Genomic DNA, 25,626 nt, shown 5'->3' on the forward strand with positions numbered 1-25,626 from the left:
TCTGCGCGAGCAGTGCGGCGGGTGCGCTTCGCCGAGCAGCGGCGGGGTGTCGGCCGGGTTGGTGGCTCCGGTTCTTCGACTACTTGTGAGCGGGTGTGCGCGTGGAGTACGTGTCCAGGGTGCCACGTCCGCCGTTGGACGGGCTGGTCGACGATCTCTACTACCTGGAGGGGGCGGCGCCGTACGCCCGGTTGCTGTTGCCGCCGGGGCCGTCGGCGCTGCTGGTGGTCAACCTGGGGGCGCCGTTCCGCGTCCGGTCCGGGGTCGACGTGGCGGCGGGTGGGTTCGTCGACGGGTGCGTGGTGGCGATGCGCACCCGTGCGCTGGAGTTCGGCTACCCGCCCCTGACCCGGTCGGTCGGCGCGCACCTCAAACCGTGGGGGTTGGCGCCGTTCGCGCCGATGCCGGTGGCGGAGCTGTGCGACCGGCCGGTGGAGGTGGAGCAGCTGTGGGGGCGGCGTGCGGTCGACGAGCTGCGGGGGCGGTTGGCCGCGGCGGCGAACCCGCGGGCGGTGCTGGCGCTGTTCGAGGAGGAGCTGGTGCGGCGGTTGCGCGAGCCCTCCGGTCTGGGGTTGGTGCGCGGTGCGGGTGGGGTCATCGCGGCGGCCGGCGGGGTGGTGGGGATCGGTGGTCTGAGCGAGGCGGCGGGGGTGAGCGGGGCGCACCTGGCGCGGCGGTTCAAGGCGGTCGTGGGGGTCGCACCGAAGCGGTTGGCCCGCACCTACCGGTTCACCTCCGCGGTGTTCGGGATCGATCCGGCGGGGCCGGTGGACTGGGGTGCTCTGGCCTGCGCGGCCGGGTACTTCGACCAGGCCCACTTCGTGCGCGAGTTCCGCGAGTTCACGGGGTTGACGCCGACGGGGTACCTGGAGGTGCGGCGGCGGTTCCTGCGGGAGAACCCCGGTCACGTGCTGGAGGGCTGGTCGTTGCCCGTGGGTTGATTTCGTACAAGAGCGGTGGTGCGCGGCTCGCTAGCTTCGGGGTCTTCCGGAGTGGAGGAGGGCCGTGTGGGCAAGGTGGTCGTGTACAGCTCGGTGTCGGTGGACGGTTTCATCGCGGACGGGGAGGACCGGCCGGGGCCGTTGTTCGACTGGTTGACCGGTGGTGACGTGCCGTTGGACGACAGCGGTGCGCTGGCGGTGTCGCGGGCGTCGTACGAGCACACGCGGCCGTACTGGGACTCGATCGGGGTGACGGTCGTGGGGCGGCGCGTGTTCGACCTGGCGGACGGGTGGGGCGGGGTTCCGCCGAGCGGGGTGGGGCACGTGGTCGTGGTGACGCACCGGCCCGCGCCAGAGGGGTGGGACGCGGGGGCGCCGTTCCACTTCGTGGCGGGTGTGGGGGCGGCGGTGGCCAGGGCTCGGGAGTTGGCGGGTGAGCGGGTCGTGGAGGTGGCCGCCGGGGACGTGGGTGGGCAGGTGTTCGCGGCGGGGTTGGTGGACGAGGTGCGGATGGACGTGGTGCCCGTGGTGCTGGGGTCGGGCAGGCGCTACTTCGGGTCGGTCGACGCGCAGCACCTGTTGGAGGGGCCTGACGTGGTGGTGCGGGGTGATCGGGTGCTGCACCTGTGCTACCGGGTGCGTCGGTGAGGTGACCGGTCGTGCGGGCGGTGCTCCTCCCCCTGGCTCGGGGCGGGGCCCACCGCACCCCTGCGGCGGGCCCCGCGTCCGGTCAGGCGAGCAGGTAGGAGGTGGCGAAGCCGCTCGTGCTGCACACGTTCAGCTGGCTGAGGGTGCGGGTGTAGGTGAAGCCGGGGGGCACGCTGCAGGCCCAGATGCCGCTGCGGGGCTGTTCGAGCAGGTAGGAGGTGGCGAAGCCGCTCGTGCTGCACACGTTGAGCTGGCTGAGCACCCTGGAGTAGGTGAAGCCGGAGGGGACGGTGCAGGCCCAGAGGCCGGTGGTGGGGGTTTCGACGTAGTACGAGGTGGCGAAGCCGCTCGGGGAGCACACGTTGAGCTGGCTGAGCACCCGCGTGTAGGTGCTGCCCGCGGGGACGCTGCAGGCCCAGACGCCCATGACGCCGACCTCGGGGGTGGCGGTGGGGGCGGGTGCGGCCTGGGCGGTGGCGGTTCCGGTCGCCAGTGCGAGCGCGAAGGCGGCGCCCGCCAGCAAACTCATGATCTTGCGCATGGTCTCCCTGTCCGTTCTCCCTGGTGCGGCGGCCGGGCACACGCTAGGGGCGGCGGGGACGGGATGGGTCTGTTTCGGGAGGTGTTTCATCCCCGGTGGGGTGGGATGGCACCTGATGTGATCAACAGTTGGTTACCGGTGGTGCGGGGGTGAGCCCGGTCGGGGGAATTGTGGGGTGTGGGTCGCTCGTTCGGGTCAGAAGGGCGGCCAGGGGATGGCGGGCCAGTCGCGCTCGTGGTCGACGGCGGGGAGGGTGCCGGTGGCGATGAGGCGCTTGGCGCGGGAGCCCAGTGCCCAGACCTCGGCGCGGGTGAGGTGCTCGTGCAGGGTCTCCCCCAGGTCGCCGTCGAGTCCGGCGAGGAGGCGTTCGGTTCCGGCGATGGCCTGGTCCGGGAGCGGTTGGGACTCCCAGCCCCACAGGACGGTGCGGAGCTTGTCCTCGGCGTGCAGGCAGATGCCGTGGTCGACGCCGTAGACGTGGCCGTCGGGGGCGTGCAGGACGTGGCCGCCCTTGCGGTCGGCGTTGTTGACGAGGGCGTCGAAGGCGGCCATGAGGCGCAGTGCGGGGTGGTCGCGGTGGGCGACGACGAGGGGTTCGCCGTCCTCGGAGGTGGCGTGGAGGACGGGGATGCGGCCGGGGCGGAGCTGGTCGGCGGGGACGAGTTCGACGAGGTCGTCGTCCTCGCGGGTGTCGATCCAGAGCTGGGCCATGCCCGGCCCGAGTGGGCCGGGGCGCAGGACGGTGGGGGGTACGAGGTCGAAGTGGCAGGCCTGGGAGATGAGGTAGGTGGCGTGCTCGCGTCCGGCGAGGGTGCCGTCGGGGAAGTCCCAGAGGGGGCGTTCGCCGCGGACGGGTTTGTAGACGCAGGTGGCGGTGGCGCCGTCGAGTTCGACGTCGCAGAGCAGGGTGGCGTTGGAGGCGTCGACGAGTCGGCCCCGGATGTCGAGCGTGCCGTGGGTGAGCAGCTCGACGACGTCGTTGTCGTCGGGCCGCCGCACCGCTGTCAGCTCTCCTCCGAGCGGCGGTAGCCGTTCTGCCTGGGGCAGATGTGGCCCTCGGGGTCGAGGGGTTCGCCGCACAGGGGGCAGGGTTTGCGGCCTGCCTTGACGACTCGTTCGGCGCGTTCGGCGAACGCCCTGGCCTCGGCCGGGGTGAGGAAGACGCGGACGGCGTCCGGGCCTTCCTCGGTGTCGTCGAGCACGACGGCCTCGTCGACGTCCTCCTCGGTGACGGCGAGCAGTTCGATGACGACGGCCTCGGACTCGGAGTCCCAGCCGAGGCCCATCGTGCCGACCTTGAACTCCTCCTCGACCGGCACCGCGAGGGGTTCGGTGTCCCGGAGGTCGTCGGGGGCCGCTTCGGGGACTTCGGCGCCGAACCTGCGGTGCACCTCCTCCAGCAGCGAGCCGATGCGCTCGGCGAGTACGGCGACCTGTTGCTTCTCCAGCGCGACGCTGACCGTCCGGGCCTCCTCGGAGGCCTGGAGGTAGAAAACGCGCTCGCCGGGTTGCCCGACTGTGCCGGCGATGAACCGGTCGGGCTGGCGGAATACGTGGATGACGCGTGCCATGACGACACCGACCCTAGGCCACGGCGTGATGATCGGCAGCCCTGGCCCGTGTTTTCCGGGTGTCGGGGCCGTGCGCGCGGGTGTGCGCGCGCGGGGCGTTAGGGTCGGTTCGTGGTGGAGATCGCGTCGTACGGGACGTGGGAATCGCCGGTGACGGCGTTGGAGGCGGCGCGGGCGGGTGGTGGGCCCCAGTGGGTCTGGCTGCACGGTGGCGCGGTGTGGTGGGCGTGCTCGCTGCCCTCGGAGGGGGGTCGGCTGGAGCTGCTGCGGGACGGGGCGCCGGTGTTGGGGGCGCCGTGGAACGTGCGGAACCGGTTGCACGAGTACGGGGGGCGGCCCTACGCGGTGGTGGACGTGCCGGGTGGGGTGCGGGTGGCGTTCACGAACTGGGAGGACCAGCGGATCTACCTGCTGGACCCGGACGGTGGTGGGGCGCCTGTGCCGATCACGGTGGAGCCGTCGGTGCGGCACGGGTTGCGGTACGGGGACCTGGTGGCGGGGCCGGACGGCGGGTCGGTGTGGTGCGTGCGGGAGTCGGTGACCGGTCCGGCGCCGACGGACGTGGTGCGGGAGATCGTGTCGGTGCCGCTGGACGGTGGTGAGCCGGTGGTGCTGGCGGCCAGTCACCGGTTCATGGCGGGGGTGCGGCCGAGTCCGGACGGGGCTCATCTGGCGTGGATCGGGTGGGATCACCCGGACATGCCGTGGGACAGCTCGGAGCTGTGCGTGGCCGGGGTCGGTGGTGGGCACCGGGTGGTCGCGGGTGGTGCGGGCGAGTCGGTGTGCCAGGTGGAGTGGGACGGCAGCGCGGCGCTGCTGGCGCTGACGGACCCGGACGGCTGGTGGAACCTGCACCGGATCGGGTTCGACGGGTCGCGGGAGAACCTGGCGGCGTGCGAGCGCGAGCTGGGTGGGGCGTTGTGGAAGCCGGGGCAGACGTGGTTCGCGCCGGTGGGTGACGGTTACCGGTACGCGGTGCTGGCGTCGGGGTCGTTGGCGGTGCTGGACGAGCGCGGGAGGTCCGTGACGCCGGTGGAGGTGGACCTGCCGGTGTGGCAGGCGGGGATCGTGGTGTCCGGTGGGGTGGTGGCCGGGGTCGCGGGTGGTCCGCTGGTGGAGTCGTCGGTGGTGACGCTGGACCTGTCGACGGGGGTGGTGGAGCACCGCTCGGAGGCCGCGGCGCCGCACGCGCGGTACCTGCCGGAGCCGGAGCTGCGGGTGTTCTCGCGGCCGGACGGGCAGCGGGTTCCGGCGTGGGTGTACCTGCCGTTCAACCCGGACTTCGCGGCGCCGGAGGGTGAGCTGCCGCCGTTCGTGGTGCACGTGCACGGTGGGCCGACGGGTCGGTTCGCGCCTGCGCTGGATCTGGACTTCGCGTTCTTGACCAGTCGGGGCATCGGTGTGGTGGCGGTGGACTACGGGGGGTCGACGGGGTACGGGCGGGCGTACCGGGAGCGGTTGCGCGGGCAGTGGGGCGTGGTGGACGTCGAGGACTGCGCGGCGGTCGCGGAGGCGTTGGCGGCGGAGGGGACGGCGGATGGCGCGCGGTTGGCGATCCGGGGTGGTAGCGCGGGTGGGTGGACGTCGGCGGCGTCGTTGACGTCGGTGTCGACGTACCGGTGCGGGATGGTGGCGTTCCCGATCCTGGACCTGGCGGGGTGGACGGCCGAGGGCGGGGAGACGCACGACTTCGAGTCGCGGTACGTGGAGGGGTTGGTGGGTCGGCTGCCGGAGGCCGCGCAGCTGTACCGGGACCGGTCGCCGAGCGGGCGGGCGGACCGGTTGGCGGGTCCGGTGCTGATGTTGCAGGGGTTGGAGGACGAGATCTGCCCTCCGGCGCAGGCGGAGCGGTTCATGGCGGGGTTGGCGGGCAGTGGGGTGCCGCACGCGTACCTGGCGTTCGAGGGTGAGCAGCACGGGTTCCGGCGGGAGGCCACGATGGTGGCGGCGTTGGAGGCGGAGCTGTCGTTCTACGGGCAGGTGCTGGGGTTCGTTCCGGCGGGTGTGCCGGTGTTGGGGTTGAGCTCGTGAGCGGGTTGTTGGCGCCGGGTGACCGGGTGGTGGTGGTGTCGCCGTCGTCGGCTTCGCCCGCGGAGGACGTGGACGCGGGGGTGGCGCTGCTGCGGGGGTGGGGGTTGGACGCGGTGGCTGCGCCGCACGCGAAGGACTACCACCCTGGGTTGCGGTACCTGGCGGGGACTGATCCGGATCGGGCGGCGGACCTGACGGCGGCGCTGGTGGACCCGGCGGTGCGGGGGGTGCTGTGCGCGCGGGGCGGGTACGGCGCTCAGCGCATGGTGGACCTGGTGGACTGGCCGTCGGTGGCGGCGGCGGAGCCGTCGGTGTTCGTGGGGTCCAGTGACGCGACGGCGTTGCACGAGCGGTTCTCGGCGTTCGGGTTGGCGTCGTGGTTCGGGCCGATGGTGGCGACGCCGGCGTTCCTGTCGGACGCGGTGGCGCGGGAGAACCTGCGGCGGGCGCTGTTCGAGGGGGTGCGGTCGTACTCGGGTGTGCCTGTGGTGGGTGGTCGGGCCTCCGGGGTGGCGTTCGGGGGGAACCTGAGCCTGCTGGGTCCTCCCCCGCCGGAGGGCGCGGTGGTGCTGGTCGAGGAGGTCGGCGAGGAGCCGTACCGGGTGGACCGGATGCTGACGGCGCTGCGGCGGTCGGGGTGGTTCGGCGGGGTGGCGGCGGTGGTGCTGGGCTCGTGGGACGGGTGCGGTGACCGGTCGGTGGTGGACGAGGTGCTGGCGGACCGGTTGGGCACGTTGGGTGTGCCGGTGCTGGGGGACGCGGGGTTCGGGCACTGCCCGGAGCAGGTGACGGTGCCGCTGGGGGTGCGGGTGGAGGTGGACGCGGACGCCGGGGTGGTGACGGTCCTGGACCCCGCCGGCAGTGGTGGGCCGCGGCCGTTGTTGGATGTGGCGAGCTGACCTGAGGGGTCGGCGCGGTGACCCCCGTGGGGGCCGGGATCTTCCTCCCCGGCCCCCACGGCTTTGTCGGGTGCGGGGTCAGGCGTGGGTGGTGAGCCGGTCGGCGAGGTCGGCGTACCGGTCGAGGGCGGTGGCTCGGGCGGTGTCGCGGTGGGCCTCGTGCTCGGCCAGGCGGGCGAGCAGGGCGTTGCGGACCTCGTGGTAGCAGTCCGGGCCCAGGGGCAGGCGCAGCGGGGTGTGGCCGCTGTCGACGAGGTCGACGAGGGCGGCGGCGATCTTGTCGGGGTCGTTGACCAGGGGGATCTCGCCGCTGGTGATGGCGCGGCGGACCTGTCCGGCGGGGCCCGCGTCGTACTCGGGCATGACGGGGGCGGTGGCCAGGGCCTGGCCGAAGCCGGTGGGGGCGGCGCCGGGTTCGACGATGGTGAGGTCGATGCCGAAGGGGGCGATCTCGGCGGCGGTGGTCTGGCAGAAGCCCTCGATGCCCCACTTGGCGGCGTGGTAGTAGCCGAAGTTGGGGAAGGCGGCTTGGCCGCCCGCGGTGGAGATCTGCAGGACGCGGCCTCGGCCCTGGGCGCGCAGGTGGGGCAGGGCGGCGCGGATGACCGCGATGGAGCCGAGGAGGTTGGTGTCGATGACCTGGCGGATCTGGTCGTCGGTGGCTTCCTCGACGGAGGCGAACACGGCGTAGCCGGCGTTGTTGACGACGACGTCGATGTGGCCGAGTTCGGTGAAGGCGGCGGTGACGACCTCGTTCACCTGTTCGGTGTCGGTGACGTCGAGGGCGCGCACCCACAGCCGGTCGCCGTGCTCGGCCTTCAGGTCGGCCAGGACCTCGGGGCGGCGCAGGGTGGCGGCGACGCGGTCGCCGCGGTCGAGGAGCCGCCGGGTCAGCAGCAGGCCGAAGCCGGATGAGGTGCCGGTGATGAACCACGTGCTGGTCATTGCTGGGGTGTTCCTCTCGCTCAGGTGCTGGTGGTGACGCTATGAGCTGGAGTCGAGGCGAGGTCAACTCCGTAGGGTGGGTGAATGACCTCGGTGACGGACGCACCCCTGCTGACCATCGGCGACGTGGCCGGGTTGACGGGGTTGAGCGTGCACGCGGTGCGCTTCTACGAGCGGGAGGGGTTGTTCGTGTCGCCCGTTCGGCGCAACGCGGCGGGGCGGAGGGTGTTCGGGTGGGAGGACGTGGGGTGGTTGCGGGCGTGCGCGCGGTTGCGCGGGGCGGGGATGCCGGTGCCGGAGATCCGGCGGTACGCGGAGCTGGTGCGCGCGGGTGAGGGGACGGTGCGGGAGCGGTTGGCGCTGCTGCGGGCGCACGAGGAGCGGATGGCGGCGCAGGTGGCGGAGCTGACGTCGTTGCTGGGGGTGGTGCGGGGGAAGGTGGCGCTGTACGAGGCGCACCTGGAGGCGGGGTCGGCGCAGGCGTTGTGGGTGGACAGCCCGGACTGCTCGCCGCCCGCGCCGCCGTCCTCGCCCTCGTCATCGTCCGGTGGTGTCGGGGGTCGGCGTTAGCCTGCGCGGTGTGGCGGAGGTGTCGGGCCCGTGGGGCGTGTGGCGGGTGGTGCGGCGTGACGGCGGGCGGGTGGTGTGCCGCATCGACGTGGACGAGGCGGACTTCCCGTGGTTGGCGGGGTCGGTGACGGCGGGGCCCGCGTTCGACGGGTGCGCGCCGCTGTTCGCGCGGGTGCGGGAGCTGGCCGGGCGGGGGCAGGACTGGGGTGGGGCGTACGCGCGGGTCGAGTCGGCGGTGGGGCTGGTGTCGCCGGAGGGGCCGGTGGCGGAGTTCCTGCTGCACCTGGACGGCGGGCGGGCGTGGTTCCGGTTCAGCGAGGAGCCGTTCGAGGGCTGAGGCCGGGCTCTGCGGGGGTCTGGTGGTACCTGTCCCGGCGGGGTCTCCCGGACGTGCGGGACCGCTGCCAGCCTGGGCGCATGGCTGAGGACCTGCTCATCGCGCACGCGGATTTGTTCGACCTGGGCGGCAAGCGCGCGCTCGTCACCGGCGGCACCAGGGGCATCGGGATGATGATGGCGCGTGGCCTGCTGCGGGCGGGTGCGAGCGTGGTCGTCAGCTCGCGGGACGCGGACGCGTGCGCGGCGGCGCAGCGGGCGCTGTCCGCGTTCGGGGAGGTGCGGGCGATCCCCGCCGACCTGTCCCGGCACGAGGGGTGCCTGCGCCTGGCCGAGCTGGTCACGGCGGGCTCGGAGCGCCTGGACGTGCTGGTCAACAACGCGGGGGCGATGTGGCGCGAGCCGCTGGAGACGTTCCCGGACGAGGCGTGGGACAGCGTGGTCGACCTGAACCTGAAGGCGCCGTTCTGGCTGGTGCGGGCGTTGCTGCCCGCGTTGCGCCGGGCCGGGACGGCCGACGATCCCGCGCGGGTGGTCAACGTCGGCAGCATCGCCGCCATCCACGTCGCCGCCTCGCCGAACTACTCGTACGCCGCCAGCAAGGCGGGGTTGCACCAGCTCACCAGGGTGCTGGCCAGGGAGCTGGGGCCGCAGCACGTGGCGGTGAACGCGGTGGCGCCCGGACCGTTCCCGTCGCGGATGATGGCGGCCACGCTCGACGTCGCGGGCGAGGCGATCGCCGCGAAGGCCCCGCTGGGACGGCTGGGTCGTGACGACGACATGGCGGGGGTCGCGGTGTTCCTGGCCAGTCGGGCCGCGGCGTACCTGACGGGCGCGGTGATCCCGGTCGACGGCGGCATCGCCACGACCGCGTCGGGCGCCTAGAGGCGGGAACCCTGGGACGGGGACCTGGGGACGGGAACCTGGAGACGACGGGCACCCGGAAGTGGGCGCCGGGGCCGAGGAGGGGTGGCGATGATCGACCTGCGCACCGAGATCAGGGAGTTCCTGGGGTCGCGCCGCGCGCGGATCACCCCCGAGCGGGCCGGGTTGCCCGTCTACGGCGCCAACCGCCGGGTTGCGGGGCTGCGCCGCGAGGAGGTGGCGCTGCTGGCCGGGGTGTCGGTGGACTACTACGTGCGCATGGAGCGCGGCAGCCTCGCGGGCGCCTCCGACGGGGTGCTCGACGCGGTGGCGTCCGCGCTGCAGCTGGACGAGGCCGAGCGCGAGCACCTGTTCCACCTCGCCCGGCAGTCCCGGCCCTCCGGCGTCCCGCGTCGGGCACGGCCCGCGGGGGCGGTGCGCCCGGCGCTGCGGCGGGTGCTCGACGCGGTCGCCGACGCGCCGGCCTGGATCTGCAACGGCCGCTACGACGTGCTGGCCGCGAACCGGCTGGCCGCCGCGCTGTTCTCGCCGGTGCTGGCCGGCGCGCGCCGTCCGGCGAACACCGCGCGGTTCGTGTACCTGGAGCCCGAGGCGGCGGAGGCGTTCTTCGTCGACCACGAGCGCGTCGCGCGCGACGTGGCGGCGAAGCTGCGCATGGAGGCCGGTCGCGACCCGCACGACGAGGACCTGATCGCCCTGGTCGGGGAGCTGTCCACGCGCAGCGCGCTGTTCCGGCGGCGGTGGGCCTCGCGGGACGTGCGGTTGCACCGGTCGGGGCGCAAGCGGCTGCGCCACCCGGTGGTGGGCGCGCTCGAGCTGGACGTGGAGTCGATGGAGCTGCCCGCCGATCCCGGTCTGCTGCTGAGCGTCTACACCGCTCCGGCGGGCACGGCGAGCGCGGACGGTCTGGCGCTGCTGGCGTCGTGGGCGGCCGGTCGGGAGAGCGGGGTGCGGGCGTTCGGCTGACCTGACGGCCCGCCGTGCCGGTCGGTCGCAGTGTCGGGAACGCGCAGTTCACCGGTGTCGCCCTCCCCCTCGGTGGGCGCCGTTGACCGACATACCGACCGGTCGGTACCCTCGCGGCGTGGGCAACGCGAGGACGCGTGAGGTCGACGCCGTGGTGCTGGACTGGGGCGGGGTGATGACCGTGCCGGTCCCCGCGTTCGTGGACTCCTGGCTGACCGCCGAGCGCATCGACCGCGAGCGCTACACCACCACCCTGCGCGCCTGGATGGGCCGCTCCGCTCCCCCGGACACCCCGGTCGCCCGCCTGGAGACCGGGGAGCTGCCGGTGGCCGAGTTCGAGGCGCTGCTCGCCGCCGAGCTGACCACCCTGGACGGGACCCCCGTGCCCGCGCCCGGCCTGCTGCGCCGCATGTTCGGCCAGGCCCACCCCGACCCGGCGATGGTCGACCTGGTGCGGTCGGCGCGCGCGGCCGGGCTGACCACGGCGCTGCTGTCCAACAGCTGGGGCGAGGGCTACCCGGAGGAGCTGCTGCTGGAGCTGTTCGACGTGGTGGTGGTCAGCGGCCGGATCGGGTTGCGCAAGCCGGACCCGGCGATCTTCGCGCACGCCGTCGAGCGGGTGGGCGCGCCCGCGTCCCGGTGCGCGTTCTTCGACGACATGCCCGGCAACGTCGAGGGCGCCCGCGCCGCCGGTCTGCTCGCCCACCGCCACACGAGCGCGGACGAGACCCGCCGCGTGCTGGAGAGCCTGCTCGGAGGAGCGCTGTGAGCACCGAGTTGCCCGGCCTGGACCTGGAGCGCCTGTCGATCCACCTGGGCAGCGGCCCGCTGACCGGCGAGCTGATCCCCGGTGGCCGCTCGAACCTGACCTACCGGGTGGGCGACGGCCGCGAGCGGTGGGTGCTGCGGCGCCCGCCGCTGGGGCACGTGCTGGCCACCGCGCACGACATGGCGCGCGAGCACCGGGTGATCAGCGCGCTGGCGGGCACCGCCGTGCCGGTGCCCGAGGCGCTGCTGCTGTGCGAGGACCCCGAGGTGATCGGCGCGCCGTTCTACCTGATGCGCGAGGCTCCGGGGCAGGCGCTGCGCCACCGCGAGCAGTGCCCGTGGCTGACCCCCGAGCACGCCACCGCCCTGTCGCACCGGTTGGTGGACGTCCTGGTCGAGCTGCACGCCGTGGACCCCGGCGAGGTGGGGCTGGGCGACTTCGGGCGGCCGGAGGGGTTCCTGGCGCGGCAGGTGGACCGGTGGGGCAGGCAGCTGGAGGCCTCGCGCAGCCGGGACGTCCCCGGTGTGGACCGGTTGCGGCGGGTGCTGGCGGACACGGTGCCGGTGTCGCGGCGGGCGTCGGTGGTGCACGGGGACTACCGGCTGGACAACGTGCTGGTCACCGAGGACCCGCCGGGCGGGGTGAGCGCGGTGCTGGACTGGGAGATGGCCACCCTCGGCGACCCGCTGGCCGACCTGGGGCTGATGTGCGTGTACTGGGGCGGGCTGGGGCTGGCCGACGACCCGATCACCGGGACGGTGCTCGGGCTGCCGGGGTTCGCCTCCACCGGGGAGATGGTCGCCCGGTACGCCGAGCGCAGCGGCGCGGACGTGTCCGGGCTGGGCTGGTACACGGCGTTCGGGTGCTTCAAGCTCGCGGTGATCGTGGAGGGCATCCACTACCGGTACCGGGGCGGGCAGACGGTGGGGGCCGGGTTCGACCGGATCGGGGAGCTGACGGCACCGCTGGTGCGGCGGGGACTGGCCGAGGCGGGCGCCGGGCGCCCTGGGAGAGCGGGAGAGCAGAGCTGATGGACTTCGCCCACGACGCCACCACCGAGCAGTTGCGGCGGGAGCTGCTGGAGTTCATGGAGGACTTCGTGCTGCCCGCGGAGCCGGTGCTGGCGCGGCAGCTGGCCGAGGCGGACCCGTGGGTCAAGCCGAAGGTGATCGAGGAGCTCAAGGCCGAGGCGCGGCGGCGGGGCCTGTGGAACCTGTTCCTGCCGGACCGGGAGCACGGGGCGGGGCTGACGAACCTGCAGTACGCGCCGCTGGCGGAGATCACCGGCCGCAGCCCGCACCTGGCGCCGGAGGCGCTCAACTGCGCGGCGCCGGACACCGGGAACATGGAGGTGCTGGCGATGTTCGGCAGCGCCGCGCAGCAGCGGGAGTGGCTGCGGCCACTGCTGGACGGGCGCATCCGGTCGGCGTTCTGCATGACCGAGCCGGAGGTGGCGTCCTCGGACGCGACGAACATCGCCACGCGCATCCGGCGCGAGGGCGACGAGTACGTGGTCGACGGGCGCAAGTGGTGGTCGTCGGGGGCGATGAACCCCGAGTGCGCGGTCTTCATCGTGATGGGCAAGACCGATCCGGGCGCGGAGCGGCACCGGCAGCAGTCGATGATCCTGGTGCCGCGTGGGACGCCGGGGGTGCGGGTGGAGCGCGGGATGCGGGTGTTCGGCTACGACGACGCCTCGCACGGCGGGCACGCCGAGGTGGTGTTCGAGGGCGTGCGGGTGCCCGCGTCGAACCTGATCGGCGGGGAGGGCGAGGGGTTCGCGATCGCCCAGGCCAGGCTGGGGCCGGGGCGGGTGCACCACTGCATGCGGTTGATCGGGATGGCCGAGCGGGCGCTGGAGCTGATGTGCAGGCGCGCGCTGGAGCGGGTGGCGTTCGGTCGGCCGCTGGCGGAGCAGGGCGTGGTGCGGGAGTGGATCGCGGAGTCGCGGGTGCGCATCGAGCAGGCGCGGCTGCTGGTGCTCAAGACGGCGTGGCTGATGGACACGGTGGGCAACAAGGGCGCGCACACGGAGATCCAGGCGATCAAGATCGCGGTGCCGCTGATGGCGGAGTGGGTGCTGGACAAGGCGATCCAGGCGCACGGGGCGGCCGGGGTGAGCCAGGACCACCCGCTGGCCGAGCTGTGGGCGTCGGCGCGCACGCTGCGGTTGGCGGACGGGCCGGACGAGGTGCACCGGGTGTCGTTGGCGAAGCGGGAGTTGAAGCGGTACGAGTGAGGGGTGGGAGGGTGCGGTCAGCGCGCCCCCTTGCCGAGGGTGGGGCAGGCCACCGGAGACGGTGCGGACGCTGCTGCTCTTGCCCGCGCGCTTCGCACGCCTGCGCGGACGCTCGCCGACCGCGCCGTTCGCGAGCCGCCACTCGGTGCCGCACTGGTGGGCGCCGTGGTTGCCGCACATCGGGCACCGGCCGCTGTCCCAGTGGCCGTCAGAGGAGCGGGGTGACTGCCCTGGGGCGCGACGCCGGGACCGGGTGCGGGCCGCCCTGTCCAGCACCTGCCGCGCGCAGGCGGGGCAACGCCCGTCGGCCAGGCTGTACCAGGAGGTGGAGCGGTGGCGATCCCGGCAGGAGGCCTGCTGGCAGGACTGGTGCTCACCGCGCCCCTTCGCCACCTCCCAGGGGCCGAGGGACTGGTGGCACACCCGGCAGGCCCGCACGCGGGGCTTCTTCTTCACGGGCCTGCTCGCCGCGCCCGGTCCGCGCCCTCGAGTGAGGAGCGGGGGCGCGCTCCACTGCCGCCTCCCCGCCTACGTCCTCACTGTGCTCCTGGAAGGCGGGAGGAAAACCGCAGAACGGCCGTTTCGGCGGTGTCCGCTTCGGTCAGCGGGAGCGCTCGCGCCAGGCGCGCTCCCAGCGGCGGGTCAGGGCCGGGTAGACCACCGCGTGGCGGAGGGGGCCGATCAGGGACAGGTAGGCGCGGCCCAGGCGGCCGTTGGGCTTGACCAGGACGGTCATGCGCAGTTCGTGGTCGGCGCCTGCCGTCGAGGGCGCCCAGCCCAGGTGCATGACCGCGTGCACGGACCGGTTCACGATCTCCGAGGCGGCCTCGGTCGGGAGTTCGCAGAGCGGGGTGAACGGGGGTTGGGCGTGGGCCGGGGTGGTGGTCGCGGTCAGGGCTGCGGGCAGGCGGGTGGCCAGGGAGGTGCCCGCTGGTCCGTTGTCGAGGCGGAGCAGGGCGCCGAGCTTCCAGCGGATGGCGAAGAGCAGCTTGACCAGGCCTTTTTGCTGGTTGACGCCGCCGGTTCCGCGCATCGCGGCGTGCATGGCGGGGAAGTCGTCGGGGCCCGCGCCGGGGGTGCTGATGCGCCAGACGTCGTGCACGTGGAAGTCGTCGGTGACCTCGCGGATGCGCCACGGCATCGTGGTGTAGGCGCTGTCGGGCAGCTTCGCGCCGGTGCTCTTGTCCCCCATGTGGGGGATCGTAGGCACCCGGTCCCCTGGTATCACCCGATCGTGCGGGGAAGAACACCGCCGGAGGTGGGCGCCTAGCGGACGCGCTCGCGCAGCACGCGCTCCCAGCGGCGCACCAGCGACGGGTACACCAGGTGGTCGCGGAACGGGCCGATCAGGCGCAGGTACAGCGAGCCCAGGCGGCCGTTGGTCTTGACCAGGACGGTCATCCGCAGCTCGTGGCCGTCGTCGCCGGGGGTCCAGCCCAGGTGGACCAGGCCGTGGACGGTCTTGTTCGCCAGTTCGGCCACGGCCTCGTCGGGCAGCGCGTAGACCCCGGTGAACGGGCCGAACATCCGACCGGCGGCGGTCGCGGCCAGGTCCGGGGGCAGGCGGTCGGACAGGGGGCGCACGCGCGCGCCCGGGCCGTGCTCGGGGCGGTCCCAGCCGAGGACGGCGCCCAGGCGCTCGCGGACGGTGAGCAGCAGGCCGCTGTCGTCGGAGCGCTCGGTCGCCTCCAGCAGCGCGGCCAGCACCGCCGGGAAGTCGTCGGGGCCCGCGCCGCCGGAGCGGACGCGCCACACGTCCTCGACGTGGAAGTCGGCGGCGTACCGGTGCAGCCGCCACGGGAGTTCGGTGAACGCGCGGTCGGGGAGCTTCATCGGCGTGGGCCGGTGGTGTGCATGGCGTGGTTCTCCCCGCGGGCGCGGGAGACAGGTAAGGGTAACGGGACGGGTGGGTGCGGGGTGGGCGGGGCTCGGGCACTCGGGTACGACGCCGCCCCGCACCGGGTCGACCTGACCGCGCTGGCCCGGCGGTACCGCCGCGCGCCGGGGTGAGCAGCGCCCCGACCCCACCGCGCGGCGCGCTCCCGGTTCACTCCAGCCAGCGGGGCGCGCACCACCCGTCCACGTCTGGCAGCACCGCCGTGCGCAGCGCGGCGCGGACGTCCACGGCGCCGGGGCACAGCCTGCCCGCCGGCAGTGCGGGCAGGGGCGGGTAGTCGGTCTCGTCGAGCAGCCGCGAACGCAGCCCGCCCCCGGCGTCCTCCCAGACCGCCTCCACCAAGTCCCCCGTGCCCGCCCACCCCGGCCAGCACGCCGGGAACGTCGGGGGCCAGGCCCGGCCACACCCGGCCACACCCGCAGCGGCGCCCTGGGCACCGGCGCCGCCCGCAGTTCGGCCACCTCGGCGGGGACGTGGTGCCTGCGGGCCGCGTTGTTCAGGTGGTGCTCCTCCAGCAACCCGCCCGCGCCCGACAGCTCGGGCGCGCCGCAGCGCCGGGAGTGCCGGTTCGGAGGGGTCACCCGCGCCAGACTAGGCGTCCGTTCGGCCCACCGTGCCCGGTCCTCCCCGCCCCGCCCGCCGCCGCGAGTCCAGCGGCCACACCGCCTCCAGCAGCGCCTTCGTGTACTCGTGCCGCGGGCGCAGCAGCACCTCCTCCACCGGTCCCTGCTCCACGAACCGTCCGTCCAGCATCACCACCACCCGGTCGGCGATGGTCCACGCCAGCCCCAGGTCGTGGGTGATCACCAGCGCGCCCAGGCCCAGGTCCGCGCGCAGGCGCAGCAGCAGCGCGAGGATCTCCCCGCGCACCGACGCGTCCAGCGACGCCACCGGCTCGTCCGCCACCAGCACCCTCGGCCCCAGCGCCAGCGCGCCGGCGATCACCACCCGCTGCCGCTGCCCGCCGGACAGCTCGTGCGGCAGGGCCTGGGTGAACGCCACCGGGGGCCGCAGTTCGGCCTGTTCCAGCGCCGCCGCGACCAGCGCCGCCTCGTCGCCGTCGACGCGGTGGATGCGCAGGCCCTCCGCGACCGCCTCGTACACCGAGTGCCTCGGGTTCAGGGCGCTGGTCGGGTCCTGGAGCACCAGCTGCGCCTGCCGCCGGAACGCGCGCAGCCCGGCCGTCGAGCGCGGCAGCGGGGCGCCGTCGAACTCGACGTGGCCCGAGGTGGGGCGTTGCAGGCCCAGGAGGGTTCTGGCCAGGGTGGTCTTGCCGGAGCCGGACTGGCCGACCAGGGCGACGATCTCCCCCGGCCGCACGTCCAGGTCCACCCCGTCCACGGCCGCCACCCCGTCGAAGACCACCCGCAGGTCGCGGGCGCTCAGCAGCGGCTCCCCCGGCTCCCCGTGCTCGCGCACGCGCCGGAACGCCGGGTCGCCGACGGTGGGGAACGCGGCGGCCAGCGCGCGCGAGTGCTCGTGGACGGGTGCGGCGATGACCTGGCGGGTGGGGCCCTGCTCGACGACCTTGCCGCGGCGCATCACGGCGAGCCGGTCGCAGGTGGCGGCGAGCACGGACAGGTCGTGGCTGATCACGACCAGGCCGATGCCGCGCTCGGCGACCAGCCGGGTGAGCAGCCCGAGGACCTGGGCCTGGACGACGACGTCGAGCGCGGTGGTCGGCTCGTCGGCGATGACCAGGCTCGGCGAGCACGCCAGGGCCATGGCGATCATCGCGCGCTGCTTCTGGCCGCCGGACAGCTCGTGCGGGTAGGCGCGGGCGGCGCGCGCGGGGAGCTCGACCTGGTCGAGCAGCTCGGCCACGGCGGCGTCCACGCCCGCCGAGCCCTCGACGCCGTGCAGGCGCATGGGCTCGGCGATCTGGCCGCCGACGCGCCGCACCGGGTTGAAGGCGTGCATGGCGCCCTGGAACACCACGGACGCCTCGGCCCAGCGCACCGCGCGCAGCCTGCCCCAGGACATGGTGGTCACGTCCTCGCCGCCGAGCTCGATCCGCCCGGTGACCTCGGCGGTGCGGGGCAGCAGGCGCAGCACGGACATGGCCACGGTGGACTTGCCGCAGCCCGACTCCCCCGCCAGGCCCAGGGTCTGCCCGGCGTCGAGGTCGAGGTCGACGCCGTCGACGGCGGGGTGCTCGTCGCGGGAGCGGGCGTAGCGCACCCGCAGGTCCCGCACCCGCAGCAGCGGCCCGGCAGAGGCAGGAGCGGCGGCGGCGGTCATCGGTGGCCTCCCAGCCGGGGGATGAGCACGGACTCCATGGCGCGCCCGCACAGGGTGAACGCCAGCACCACGGCCACCACCCCCAGCCCCGGCGGGAGGATGAACCACCACGCCCGCTGGGAGACCGCGCCGTAGCTGCTGGCCGCGTGCAGCATCGACCCCCACGACACGCGGGTGGGGTCACCCAGGCCCAGGAACGACAGGGTCGACTCGGAGATGATCGCGCCGGCCACCGCCAGGGTGGTGTTGACCAGCACCAGCGGCAGCACGGCGGGCAGCACGTGCCGCCCGACCACGTGCGCGTGCCCGCCCCCGAGTGCCCTGGCGCGCTCGACGAACGGGCGGGCCTCGACGGCGAGGGTCTGGGCGCGCACCACGCGGGCGGTGGAGGGCCAGGAGGTGACGCCGATGGCGAGCACGATCGTGGCCAGCCCGCGCGGCAGCACGGTGGACAGGGCGATGGCCAGCACCAGGGAGGGCAGGGCGAGGAAGAAGTCGGTGGCACCCATGAGCAGGCCCTCGGTGCGGCGGAAGTGCGCGGCGGTGACGCCGACGACGGTGCCGATGAGCACGGACAGCACGGCGGCGGCCAGGCCCACGACCAGGGACACGCGGGTGCCCCACCAGGTCAGCAGCAGCACCGAGCGCCCGCTGTTGTCGGTGCCCAGCCAGTGCTCGGCGCTGGGTGGTTGGTAGGGGGCGCCGGTGGCCTTGGTGACGTCCAGGCCGCCCGCGTCGGTGAGCAGGGGGGCGAGCAGGGCGAGCGCGGCGATGACGCCCAGCAGCGCCAGGCCTGCCAGTCCGGTGCGGTGGGCGGCGAAGGCGCGCCAGGTGGCCGCGGCGGCGGCGAGGCGGCGGCGCCTGACCAGGGCGCTCACGAGGCGCGCACCCTGGGGTCCAGGACCCGGTGCAGCAGGTCGGCCAGCACGTTCATCAGCACCACCGCGCCCGCGAGCAGCACGAACACCCCTTGGAGCAGTTGCAGGTCCGGTCCGGTGAGCGCCTCGTAGGTCAGCAGGCCCAGGCCCGGCCAGGAGAACACCGTCTCGACGGTGATCGCGCCGGACACGACCAGCCCGAGGTGCAGGAAGACGAGGGTGACGGTGGGCAGCAGCGCGTTGGGCACGGCGTGGCGGCGGCGCACCAGGTCGTCGCGCAGGCCCTTGGCGCGGGCGGTGGTGATGTAGTCGGCGTGCTTCTCCTCCAGCAGGGAGGAGCGCATGACCAGCAGGTACTGGGCGTAGACGACGGAGACCATGGTGATCACCGGCAGCACCATGTGGTGGGCGACGTCGAGCGCCTGCGGGAGGAACCCAGGCGGGGTGTCGGGGTAGCGCATCCCGCCGCTGGGGAACAGGTCGCCGGTGACCATGGACAGCAGCAGCCCGAGCCAGAAGGTGGGCATGGCCCACTGGGCCAGGGCGGCGCCGGTGGAGATCCGGTCGAAGGCGCTGTCGTGCCGCCAGGCGCCGCGCGCCCCCAGCCACAGGCCCAGCGCCACGGCCAGGAGCGTGGCGGTGCCCGCGAGGAGCACGGTCGGCCACAGGCGCTCGCCGATCAGCTCGAGCACGGGGCGGCGGAAGATGTAGGAGGTGCCCAGGTCGCCGCGCAGCGCGTCGGCGACCCAGGCGGTGAACTGCTCGTGCACGGGCCGGTCGACGCCGAGCTCGGCGCGCAGGACGGCGAGCTGGTCGCGGGTGACTGGGCGGCCCCTGGTCATGGCGACGACCGGGTCGCCGGGGATGACGCGGAACAGCAGGAAGCCGAGCACGACGACGAGGACCAGGCTCGCCGCCGCGCCCGCCAGCTTCCCGAGCAGGTAGCGGGTGCTCACTCGCGGTCCTCGGCGCCCGCGCCGCGCCTGCGGGCCAGCAGCACCCCGCCCGCCACGACGACCACCGCGACGCCGGCGATCAGGACGACGACGAGGGCGCCGTTGCCGTTGTCCGGTTGCGCGCCGGTGGCGGTGGCGGGGGTGGCGCCGTAGTAGCCCCACACGCCGTTCTGGGCCATGATCACGCCGCCGGGGTCGGGCTGGACGGGGAAGCCGGTGAACTTGTCGCTGCGGTAGGCCTCCAGCACGTTGTCGTAGCCCAGGACGACGGCCGGGACCTGCTCGTAGAAGCGGCGCTGCATCTGCTTGACCAGGTCGGCGCGCTTGGCCTGGTCGAACTCGGCGCGCTGGCGGGCGTGCAGGGCGTCGTACTCGGGGTCGCAGAAGAACGTGTCGGTGGTGCCGCCCTTGCCGTCGGCTCCGGGGCGCTGGGCGCAGGTGTGCAGCGACAGGATGAAGTCGGGGTCGGGGTTGGTGCCCCAGCCGGAGAAGACCAGGTCGAAGGTCCCGGCGGTGGCGGACTCGTTGAGCTGGTTGTCGGAGACGATCTGCACGTCGACGGCGATGCCGATCTCGGCGAGGCCGCCCTTGACGAACTCGGCGGCCTGCTCGTCGTAGGCGCGGCTGGAGTGGCCGAGCAGCCGGATCTTGAGCGGGCGGCCGTCCTTGGCGCGGGTGCCGTCGGCGCCGCGCGCGTACCCTGCGGCGTCGAGGGCGGCGTTCGCGGCGGCGGGGTCGTGCGTCAGCGGGTCGGGGTCGGGCTGCGGCAGGTGGTAGGCGGGGAAGACCGGCGGGATGGGGCCGGTGCCGCGCTGGGCGTAGCCGTTGTTGACGCGGGCGATGATGGCGTCGCGGTCGATGGCCTGGGCGATGGCGCGGCGCACGACGAGGTCGCGCAGCGCGGGGTGGCCGTCGCCGATGGGCTCGCCGGTGTTGGTGGCGGCGCCGGAGTTGATCACCAGCTCGGTGAAGCGGCGGCCGTTGGCCTTGTTGCGGGTGACGCCCTCGGCGCCCTCCAGCGAGTCGAACTGGGCGGGTCCGAGGCGGTTGACCAGGTCGACCTCGCCCTTGGCCAGGGCTTGGGCGGCGGCGTCGGTGGTCTTGTAGTAGACGAAGACGAGGCTGTCGTACTCGGGGGCGCCGCGCCAGTAGGTCTTGTTGGCGGTGAAGCGGATGAACTCGTTGGGCTTGTGCTCGGCGAGCACGAACGGGCCGCTGCCCACGACCGGGCCCTGGTCGTTGGGGTAGTCGCCGACGCTGGTGACCTTCGACCAGACGTGCTCGGGGACGATGGGCACGTCCAGGGCGAGCATGGTGGCCTGGGGCTGCTTGGTCCTGATGACGACCTCGCGGCCGTCCGGGGAGGCGGTGACGGACTCGAAGTCGGCGGTGAAGCTGCCGTTGGCGGTGGCGGCGGTGGTGTCGCGCATCATCAGGTCGTAGGTGAAGGCGACGTCGTGGGCGGTGATGTCCTGGCCGTCGGACCACTTGCGGCCCTCGGGGATGTGGAAGGTCCAGGTGAGCCGGTCCTCGCTGGAGGACCACCGGTCGGCGAGGGCGGGGACCGGGGTCTGGTCGCGCTGGTCGTAGGCGGTGAGGAAGTCGTACATGAGCCTGCCGACCTCGGTGCTGGCCTGGAAGGTGGCCAGGAACGGGTTGAGCGAGTCGACCTGCTGGGTGATCGCCACCCGTAAGACGACCTCGTTCTGGGCCTGGGCCGGTACCCCGAAGGGCAACACGGACAGACCTGCCGCCGCCGACGCGGCGGCGATACGCTGCCAGACACCCACAGTGACCCCCTCCTACACTGAGTGGATGTCAGAAATTAACCACTATGGCGGTAGTAGCGTCAAGAGTTGTCGCAAGCCGGTGGGGGTGAACCCGTGCGCGTGCTGATCTCCGCCGACATGGAGGGCGCCACCGGCGTCACCTGCACCGCCGACGTGGTGCCGCAGACCGAGCAGTGGCAGCGCTTCCGCCGGATGTTCACCGACGACGTCAACGCCTGCGCCGCGGGGCTGCTCGACGGCGGCGCGGACGACGTGCTGGTCAACGAGGCCCACTCCAGCCAGCGCAACCTCCTGCTGGAGGCCCTGGACCCGCGCGCCCGGATGCTCACCGGCCGCCACAAGCCGCTGTCGATGATGCAGGGCATCGACGGCGACGTGGACGGCGTGGTGTTCCTCGGCTACCACGCGGGCGCCGGTCAGGAGGGCGTGCTCGCCCACACCTACCTGGAGAACTCGATCACCGGCGTGTGGCTCGACGGCGTGCCCGCCTCCGAGGGCAGGCTCAACGCCGCCCTGGCCGCCGAGCACGGCGTTCCGGTGCTGCTGGTCACCGGCGACGACCGGGCCTGCGCCGACGCCGCCGACTACGCCCCCGGCGCGGAGCTGGCCGTGGTCAAGGAGTGCGTCAGCCGCTACGCCGCCATCTGCGCGCCCCCGACCACCACCTCCGCGCTGATCACCGAGGCCGCGCGCCGCTCGACCGCGCGCCTTGGCCGGACCGGGGGCGCGGTGGCCGCGCACCGGATCGAGGTCGAGTTCGACGCCACCCACCTGGCCGCCGCGGCGGCCGTCGTGCCCACCGTGGAGCTGCTGGCCCCGCTGCGCGTGGGGTTCGACGCGGCGTCCATGACGCTCGCGATGCAGGCGTTCAAGGTCGTGACGGCCATCGCGGCGGGGGCCGTTGAGGGCATCTACGGTTAGGCCCCATGGCTGAAGACGTCGTGGACCTCTGCGCCGCGCTGCTGCGCATCGACACCACCAACCGGGGGCGCGGGGACGCCGAGGGCGAACGCGAGGCGGCCGAGTTCGTCGCCGCCCACCTGGAGGGCTGCGGCGTCGGCGCCACCCTCGTCGAACCCGCGCCCCGGCGCACCAGCGTCCTGGCGCGCGTGCCCGGCAGCGACCCGTCCCTGCCCGCCGTGCTCGTGCAGGCCCACCTGGACGTGGTGCCCGCCGACGCCTCGGAGTGGAGCGTGCCGCCGTTCGCCGGGGTTCAGGAGGGCGGGTTCCTGTGGGGGCGCGGCGCGGTCGACATGAAGGACATGGTCGCCATGACCCTGGCCGTGGTCGGCGAGTGGTCGCGCACCGGGCGGCAGCCCCGGCGCGACGTGGTGCTGGCGTTCGTCGCCGACGAGGAGGACCGGGGCGACCTGGGCGCGCACTGGCTGGTCCAGCACCACCGCGACCACTTCGCCGGGGTGGCCGCCGCGATCAGCGAGTCCGGCGGCTACTCCTACCGCTCCGGCGGCAGGCGCGTGTACCCGATCGGCACCGCCGAGCGCGGCACCATGCACCTGAGGCTGACCGCGCGCGGCAGGGCCGGGCACGGGTCGCGGCGCAACGACGACAACGCCGTGGTCAAGCTCGCACGGGCGCTCGCCCGGATCGCCGCCCACCGCCACCCGGTCCGGCTGACCCCGGCGGTGCGGATGTTCCTGGAGCGCACCGGCGCGGCGCTGGGCGTGCCGGTGGACCTGGACGACGTCGACGGCACGTTGGCGCGGCTCGGACCGGTGGGGGCGCTGGCCGAGTCGACGGTGCGGTGCAGCACCACGCCGACCGTGCTGCGCGCCGGGTACAAGGTCAACGTCATCCCCGGCACGGCGGTCGCGGAGCTGGACGTGCGGACGCTGCCGGGGACGGAGCAGGAGCTGCTGGCGGACCTGGACGCGCTGCTCGGGGCGGGGGTGGAGCGGGAGTTCCTGGAGAACCAGCCCGCCGTGCAGGCCCCGGCCGACGGGCCGTGGTTCGAGGCGATGGAGCGCGCGCTGCGGGCGGAGGACCCGGAGGCGGTGGTCGTGCCGTACTGCATGGGCGGCGGCACGGACGCCAAGGCGTTCAGCACCCTGGGCATCGACTGCTACGGCTTCGCGCCGCTGGCCCTGCCGGAGGGGTTCGACTACCGGGCGATGGCGCACGGGGTGGACGAGCGGGTGCCGGTGGACGGGCTGCGGTTCGGGGCGCGGGTGCTGGACCGGTTCCTGTCGGAGTGAGCGGGCCTTCGACCGGAGCTCGACGTCATCTGCGCAGGTGAGAGAGCTTCTGCTGCCCGTTCGAGAAAATCTGTGCCAGCGGGGGTAGATATTCGCGCGTGCCTGTGGGTAGTATTCTCCTCGTTGAGAGGGAAGAGCGATGACGCGGGAGATGACGAACTGCCCGTGCGCACGACAGCAGGACGGCCAGGTCTGTCGGAGCCGATCAGTGGAAGGGGCTCTTGGCAGGTGGCCGAGGACGGTCGGTGAAGTGATGCCGGCATGTGCGCCAGGACCGGCGCCGACCGCCACGTGAGGTTGCTGGTGAAGGTCGATCAGAGGAGAAGGGAAGGGTTGCACGCCATCGGATCGCCCGTTCTCGGCTGAACTCCCGGCCGGACGGGTACCGCGGTTCCATCGGATTGGAAGGTGGTCTTCGGTTAAGCACAAGCGATCCCCGCAGAGCCCGCGTCCAGTGCGGGTGGTGCGGACAGAGGAAGCCGATCTCACGGTCGGCTAGGTGGAAGTGGAACCCAACACCCAGGGGCCCCGGCGCTGACAGCGCCGGGGCCCCTCGTGACGCGGAGGTGCGATGACCCCAGGAACAACAGGCGAACCACCGGCCAGGGAGGAGCAGACCGCGGCCGAGCGGTTCGACGACGAGCACTACCCCGCCTACACCATGGGGCGGGCCGCCGAGATGATCGGCGCCACGGCCGGGTTCCTGCGCAGCCTGGACGAGGCGAAGCTGATCGCACCGCAGCGGTCGACGGGCGGCCACCGCCGCTACTCCCGCTCCCAACTGCGCCTGGCCGCCCGCGTCCGGGAACTGGTCGACCAGGGCACCGGCCTGGACGCGGCGTGCCGCATCGTCACCCTGGAGGACCAGCTCCAGGAGGCCAGGGACGCCAACCGGTTGCAGTACCCGCTGCCGCGCGACGCCTGACCCCGGTTCACAGCCCGGTGAGCCGCCACTCCCCCTTCGTGGTGTCGCACACCGCGAGCAGGTCGGTGCGCGGTGACGGCTGCCCGACTTCGCGGGAACGAGAGGTGGCCATCAGCTCGATGGTCACCTCCTCGGGTGACATCCGCGCGAGCCCTGACGGGCAGTGCCCACTGCGGGACGTGAGCGCCCGAGCGAACTCCACGTCCGAGGCGGCGCGCCAGCGCGCCCGGCACCTCCGGCACGTGCTCGCCCATGCCACCCGTGAGCACGTCCAGCAGGTCGAGCGCCCCCGCGCCGACCAGCGAGACCCGCCACGCCGTCACCCGCACAGCCCTGGACACCGCCAGCCTTATCGTTAAACTTTAACGCTAACGCGAGAGGGGGTCCCGTTGCCCAGGGTCACGATCGCCCAGGTCGCCGCCGAGGCGGGGACCTCCGCCATGACCGTCTCCAACGTGCTCAACAACCGCCCCGGCGCGTCCGGGGCCACCAGGGAGCGCGTCCTCGCCGCCGCCCGCAGGCTCGGCTACCGGCCCAACCTGGCCGCGCGCCACCTGCGCGGCGGGCGCACCGGGCTGGTCGGCGTCGTCACGCACGACCTGACCAGCCAGTACGCCCTGGAGATCGTCCGGGGGATCGCCGACGAGCTGGCCGTGGCCCAGCGGGAGGTCCTCATCAGCGCCACCTACCAGGACGCCCACCGGGAGACCGAGCGCATCGGCCTGCTCACCGGCGGCCTGGTGGACGCGCTGCTGCTGGTCGCGCCCGTGCTCGACGACGACGCGCTCGCGCTGCTCGCGGACACCGCGCCGCGCTGCCCGACCGTCGTCGTCGACCCGCGCGCGTTCGACATCGCCCCGCCCACCGTCGCCGTCGACAACTACGGCGGGTCGCGGCAGGCCACCGAGCACCTCATCGGGCTCGGGCACACCCGGATCGCGCACGTGTGCGGCCACCCCGGCTTCGAGTCCTCGGCCGACCGGCTGCGCGGCTACCGCGACGCCGTCCGGCTCGCCGGGCTGCCCACCGACGAGGTGCCCGACGGGGCGTTCAGCCACGAGTGGGGCTTCCACGCGGGCACCGCCCTGGTCGAGCGCGCCGAGCCGCCCACCGCGGTGGTCGCCGCCTCGGACCTGATCGCGCTCGGCGTCATCGACGCCGCCAGGGCGCGCGGCCTGTCCGTGCCCGCCGACCTGAGCGTCGTCGGCTTCGACGACCTGCCGCTGGCCGCCCAGCTCTTCCCCGGACTGACCACCGTCCGCCAACCGCTGCACGACATGGGAGTCACCGCCGTGCGAATGCTCACCGACCGACCCGACAGCCCCCGCGACGTCCGGATGGACACCACGCTGATCACCCGAGGCACCACCAGGGGGGTGCTCTAG

Annotated in this window: 26 protein-coding genes; 15 read left to right on the forward strand and 11 right to left on the reverse strand. The window is 73.9% G+C overall.

Annotated features, from left to right (window positions below; genetic code table 11):
* The first annotated feature begins 95 nt into the window (after window positions 1-95).
* Together CNX65_RS17495 and CNX65_RS17500 are read left to right on the forward strand one after the other, a co-directional pair.
* Entirely contained in the window at window positions 96-941 is an 846-nt protein-coding gene (locus CNX65_RS17495) for an AraC family transcriptional regulator (RefSeq protein ID WP_232519880.1), read from the forward strand.
* Between the two features lie 66 nt (window positions 942-1,007).
* Window positions 1,008-1,589, forward strand: a complete 582-nt coding sequence (locus CNX65_RS17500; RefSeq protein ID WP_096494403.1) for a dihydrofolate reductase family protein — start codon at window positions 1,008-1,010, stop codon at window positions 1,587-1,589.
* A gap of 82 nt (window positions 1,590-1,671) precedes the next feature.
* On the opposite strand, the gene CNX65_RS17505 is transcribed toward CNX65_RS17500, so the two are convergent.
* The 3 genes from CNX65_RS17505 to CNX65_RS17515 all read right to left on the reverse strand — a co-directional run bounded on the left by CNX65_RS17505 (window position 1,672) and on the right by CNX65_RS17515 (window position 3,701).
* Window positions 1,672-2,130 (reverse strand): hypothetical protein, encoded by a 459-nt coding sequence (locus tag CNX65_RS17505; protein WP_096494404.1) that lies wholly within the window; start codon window positions 2,128-2,130, stop codon window positions 1,672-1,674.
* A 195-nt stretch (window positions 2,131-2,325) separates the two neighbouring features.
* Window positions 2,326-3,129, reverse strand: a complete 804-nt coding sequence (locus CNX65_RS17510; protein WP_096494406.1) for an SCO1664 family protein — start codon at window positions 3,127-3,129, stop codon at window positions 2,326-2,328.
* A 5-nt stretch (window positions 3,130-3,134) separates the two neighbouring features.
* Window positions 3,135-3,701, reverse strand: a complete 567-nt coding sequence (locus CNX65_RS17515; protein WP_015802237.1) for a DUF3090 domain-containing protein — start codon at window positions 3,699-3,701, stop codon at window positions 3,135-3,137.
* 111 nt (window positions 3,702-3,812) lie between these two features.
* Here CNX65_RS17515 and CNX65_RS17520 point away from each other — a divergent pair, with 111 nt between their 5' ends.
* Both CNX65_RS17520 and CNX65_RS17525 read left to right on the forward strand, forming a co-directional pair.
* A complete protein-coding gene (locus CNX65_RS17520; RefSeq protein WP_096494408.1) occupies window positions 3,813-5,732 on the forward strand; it encodes a S9 family peptidase in 1,920 nt (639 codons plus the stop codon).
* Complete coding sequence (locus CNX65_RS17525; protein WP_096494410.1) at window positions 5,729-6,631, forward strand: S66 peptidase family protein; 903 nt, start codon at window positions 5,729-5,731, stop codon at window positions 6,629-6,631. The genes CNX65_RS17520 and CNX65_RS17525 overlap by 4 nt, the downstream gene beginning before the upstream one ends.
* A gap of 78 nt (window positions 6,632-6,709) precedes the next feature.
* Here CNX65_RS17525 and CNX65_RS17530 read toward each other — a convergent pair whose 3' ends face one another.
* Window positions 6,710-7,576 carry an SDR family oxidoreductase gene (locus CNX65_RS17530; RefSeq protein WP_096494412.1) on the reverse strand — a complete coding sequence of 289 codons (867 nt, stop codon included), beginning with the start codon at window positions 7,574-7,576 and terminating at the stop codon, window positions 6,710-6,712.
* 84 nt (window positions 7,577-7,660) lie between these two features.
* Here CNX65_RS17530 and CNX65_RS17535 point away from each other — a divergent pair, with 84 nt between their 5' ends.
* The 7 genes from CNX65_RS17535 to CNX65_RS17565 all read left to right on the forward strand — a co-directional run bounded on the left by CNX65_RS17535 (window position 7,661) and on the right by CNX65_RS17565 (window position 13,341).
* The gene (locus CNX65_RS17535; protein WP_096494414.1) at window positions 7,661-8,146 is read left to right on the forward strand and encodes a MerR family transcriptional regulator; all 486 of its coding nucleotides are present in this window, start codon (window positions 7,661-7,663) and stop codon (window positions 8,144-8,146) included.
* A 10-nt stretch (window positions 8,147-8,156) separates the two neighbouring features.
* Window positions 8,157-8,483 (forward strand): hypothetical protein, encoded by a 327-nt coding sequence (locus CNX65_RS35455; protein ID WP_157767703.1) that lies wholly within the window; start codon window positions 8,157-8,159, stop codon window positions 8,481-8,483.
* An 80-nt stretch (window positions 8,484-8,563) separates the two neighbouring features.
* Window positions 8,564-9,367, forward strand: coding sequence for an SDR family oxidoreductase (locus CNX65_RS17545; RefSeq protein WP_096497845.1), 804 nt, complete (start codon window positions 8,564-8,566; stop codon window positions 9,365-9,367).
* 84 nt (window positions 9,368-9,451) lie between these two features.
* Window positions 9,452-10,333, forward strand: coding sequence for a helix-turn-helix transcriptional regulator (locus CNX65_RS17550; protein WP_096494416.1), 882 nt, complete (start codon window positions 9,452-9,454; stop codon window positions 10,331-10,333).
* A 118-nt stretch (window positions 10,334-10,451) separates the two neighbouring features.
* A complete protein-coding gene (locus CNX65_RS17555; protein ID WP_096494418.1) occupies window positions 10,452-11,102 on the forward strand; it encodes an HAD family hydrolase in 651 nt (216 codons plus the stop codon).
* On the forward strand, window positions 11,099-12,133 hold the full coding sequence (locus CNX65_RS17560; RefSeq protein WP_096494420.1) for a phosphotransferase family protein: 1,035 nt from the start codon (window positions 11,099-11,101) through the stop codon (window positions 12,131-12,133). The genes CNX65_RS17555 and CNX65_RS17560 overlap by 4 nt, the downstream gene beginning before the upstream one ends.
* Window positions 12,133-13,341, forward strand: coding sequence for an acyl-CoA dehydrogenase family protein (locus tag CNX65_RS17565; RefSeq protein ID WP_096494422.1), 1,209 nt, complete (start codon window positions 12,133-12,135; stop codon window positions 13,339-13,341). The genes CNX65_RS17560 and CNX65_RS17565 overlap by 1 nt, the downstream gene beginning before the upstream one ends.
* Before the next feature lie 601 nt (window positions 13,342-13,942).
* Here CNX65_RS17565 and CNX65_RS17570 read toward each other — a convergent pair.
* The 7 genes from CNX65_RS17570 to CNX65_RS17600 all read right to left on the reverse strand — a co-directional run bounded on the left by CNX65_RS17570 (window position 13,943) and on the right by CNX65_RS17600 (window position 21,103).
* Complete coding sequence (locus CNX65_RS17570; protein WP_096494424.1) at window positions 13,943-14,533, reverse strand: DUF2867 domain-containing protein; 591 nt, start codon at window positions 14,531-14,533, stop codon at window positions 13,943-13,945.
* Window positions 14,534-14,607: 74 nt separating this feature from the next.
* Window positions 14,608-15,174: a DUF2867 domain-containing protein gene (locus CNX65_RS17575; protein ID WP_096494426.1), complete on the reverse strand. Its 567-nt coding sequence runs from the start codon at window positions 15,172-15,174 to the stop codon at window positions 14,608-14,610.
* 214 nt (window positions 15,175-15,388) lie between these two features.
* The gene (locus tag CNX65_RS17580; protein ID WP_096494428.1) at window positions 15,389-15,577 is read right to left on the reverse strand and encodes a hypothetical protein; all 189 of its coding nucleotides are present in this window, start codon (window positions 15,575-15,577) and stop codon (window positions 15,389-15,391) included.
* 252 nt (window positions 15,578-15,829) lie between these two features.
* Window positions 15,830-17,479, reverse strand: coding sequence for a nickel ABC transporter ATP-binding protein NikE (nikE, locus tag CNX65_RS17585; protein ID WP_096494430.1), 1,650 nt, complete (start codon window positions 17,477-17,479; stop codon window positions 15,830-15,832).
* Complete coding sequence (locus tag CNX65_RS17590; protein WP_096494432.1) at window positions 17,476-18,357, reverse strand: ABC transporter permease; 882 nt, start codon at window positions 18,355-18,357, stop codon at window positions 17,476-17,478. Before CNX65_RS17590 ends, nikE begins: the two co-directional genes overlap by 4 nt.
* The gene (locus CNX65_RS17595; protein ID WP_096494434.1) at window positions 18,354-19,313 is read right to left on the reverse strand and encodes an ABC transporter permease; all 960 of its coding nucleotides are present in this window, start codon (window positions 19,311-19,313) and stop codon (window positions 18,354-18,356) included. The genes CNX65_RS17590 and CNX65_RS17595 overlap by 4 nt, the downstream gene beginning before the upstream one ends.
* Window positions 19,310-21,103: an ABC transporter substrate-binding protein gene (locus CNX65_RS17600; protein WP_096494436.1), complete on the reverse strand. Its 1,794-nt coding sequence runs from the start codon at window positions 21,101-21,103 to the stop codon at window positions 19,310-19,312. The genes CNX65_RS17595 and CNX65_RS17600 overlap by 4 nt, the downstream gene beginning before the upstream one ends.
* A gap of 93 nt (window positions 21,104-21,196) precedes the next feature.
* On the opposite strand from CNX65_RS17600, the gene CNX65_RS17605 reads away from it, so the two are divergent.
* The 4 genes from CNX65_RS17605 (at window position 21,197) to CNX65_RS17625 (ending at window position 25,626) form a co-directional block, all read left to right on the forward strand.
* The gene (locus CNX65_RS17605; protein ID WP_096494438.1) at window positions 21,197-22,024 is read left to right on the forward strand and encodes a M55 family metallopeptidase; all 828 of its coding nucleotides are present in this window, start codon (window positions 21,197-21,199) and stop codon (window positions 22,022-22,024) included.
* A 5-nt stretch (window positions 22,025-22,029) separates the two neighbouring features.
* Window positions 22,030-23,316, forward strand: a complete 1,287-nt coding sequence (locus CNX65_RS17610; RefSeq protein ID WP_096494440.1) for a M20/M25/M40 family metallo-hydrolase — start codon at window positions 22,030-22,032, stop codon at window positions 23,314-23,316.
* Window positions 23,317-23,887: 571 nt separating this feature from the next.
* A complete protein-coding gene (locus tag CNX65_RS17615) occupies window positions 23,888-24,241 on the forward strand; it encodes a helix-turn-helix domain-containing protein (RefSeq protein ID WP_096494442.1) in 354 nt (117 codons plus the stop codon).
* 389 nt (window positions 24,242-24,630) lie between these two features.
* On the forward strand, window positions 24,631-25,626 hold the full coding sequence (locus CNX65_RS17625; protein WP_096494446.1) for a LacI family DNA-binding transcriptional regulator: 996 nt from the start codon (window positions 24,631-24,633) through the stop codon (window positions 25,624-25,626).

The sequence above is a fragment of the Actinosynnema pretiosum genome, assembly GCF_002354875.1.
Lineage (GTDB): Bacteria > Actinomycetota > Actinomycetes > Mycobacteriales > Pseudonocardiaceae > Actinosynnema > Actinosynnema auranticum.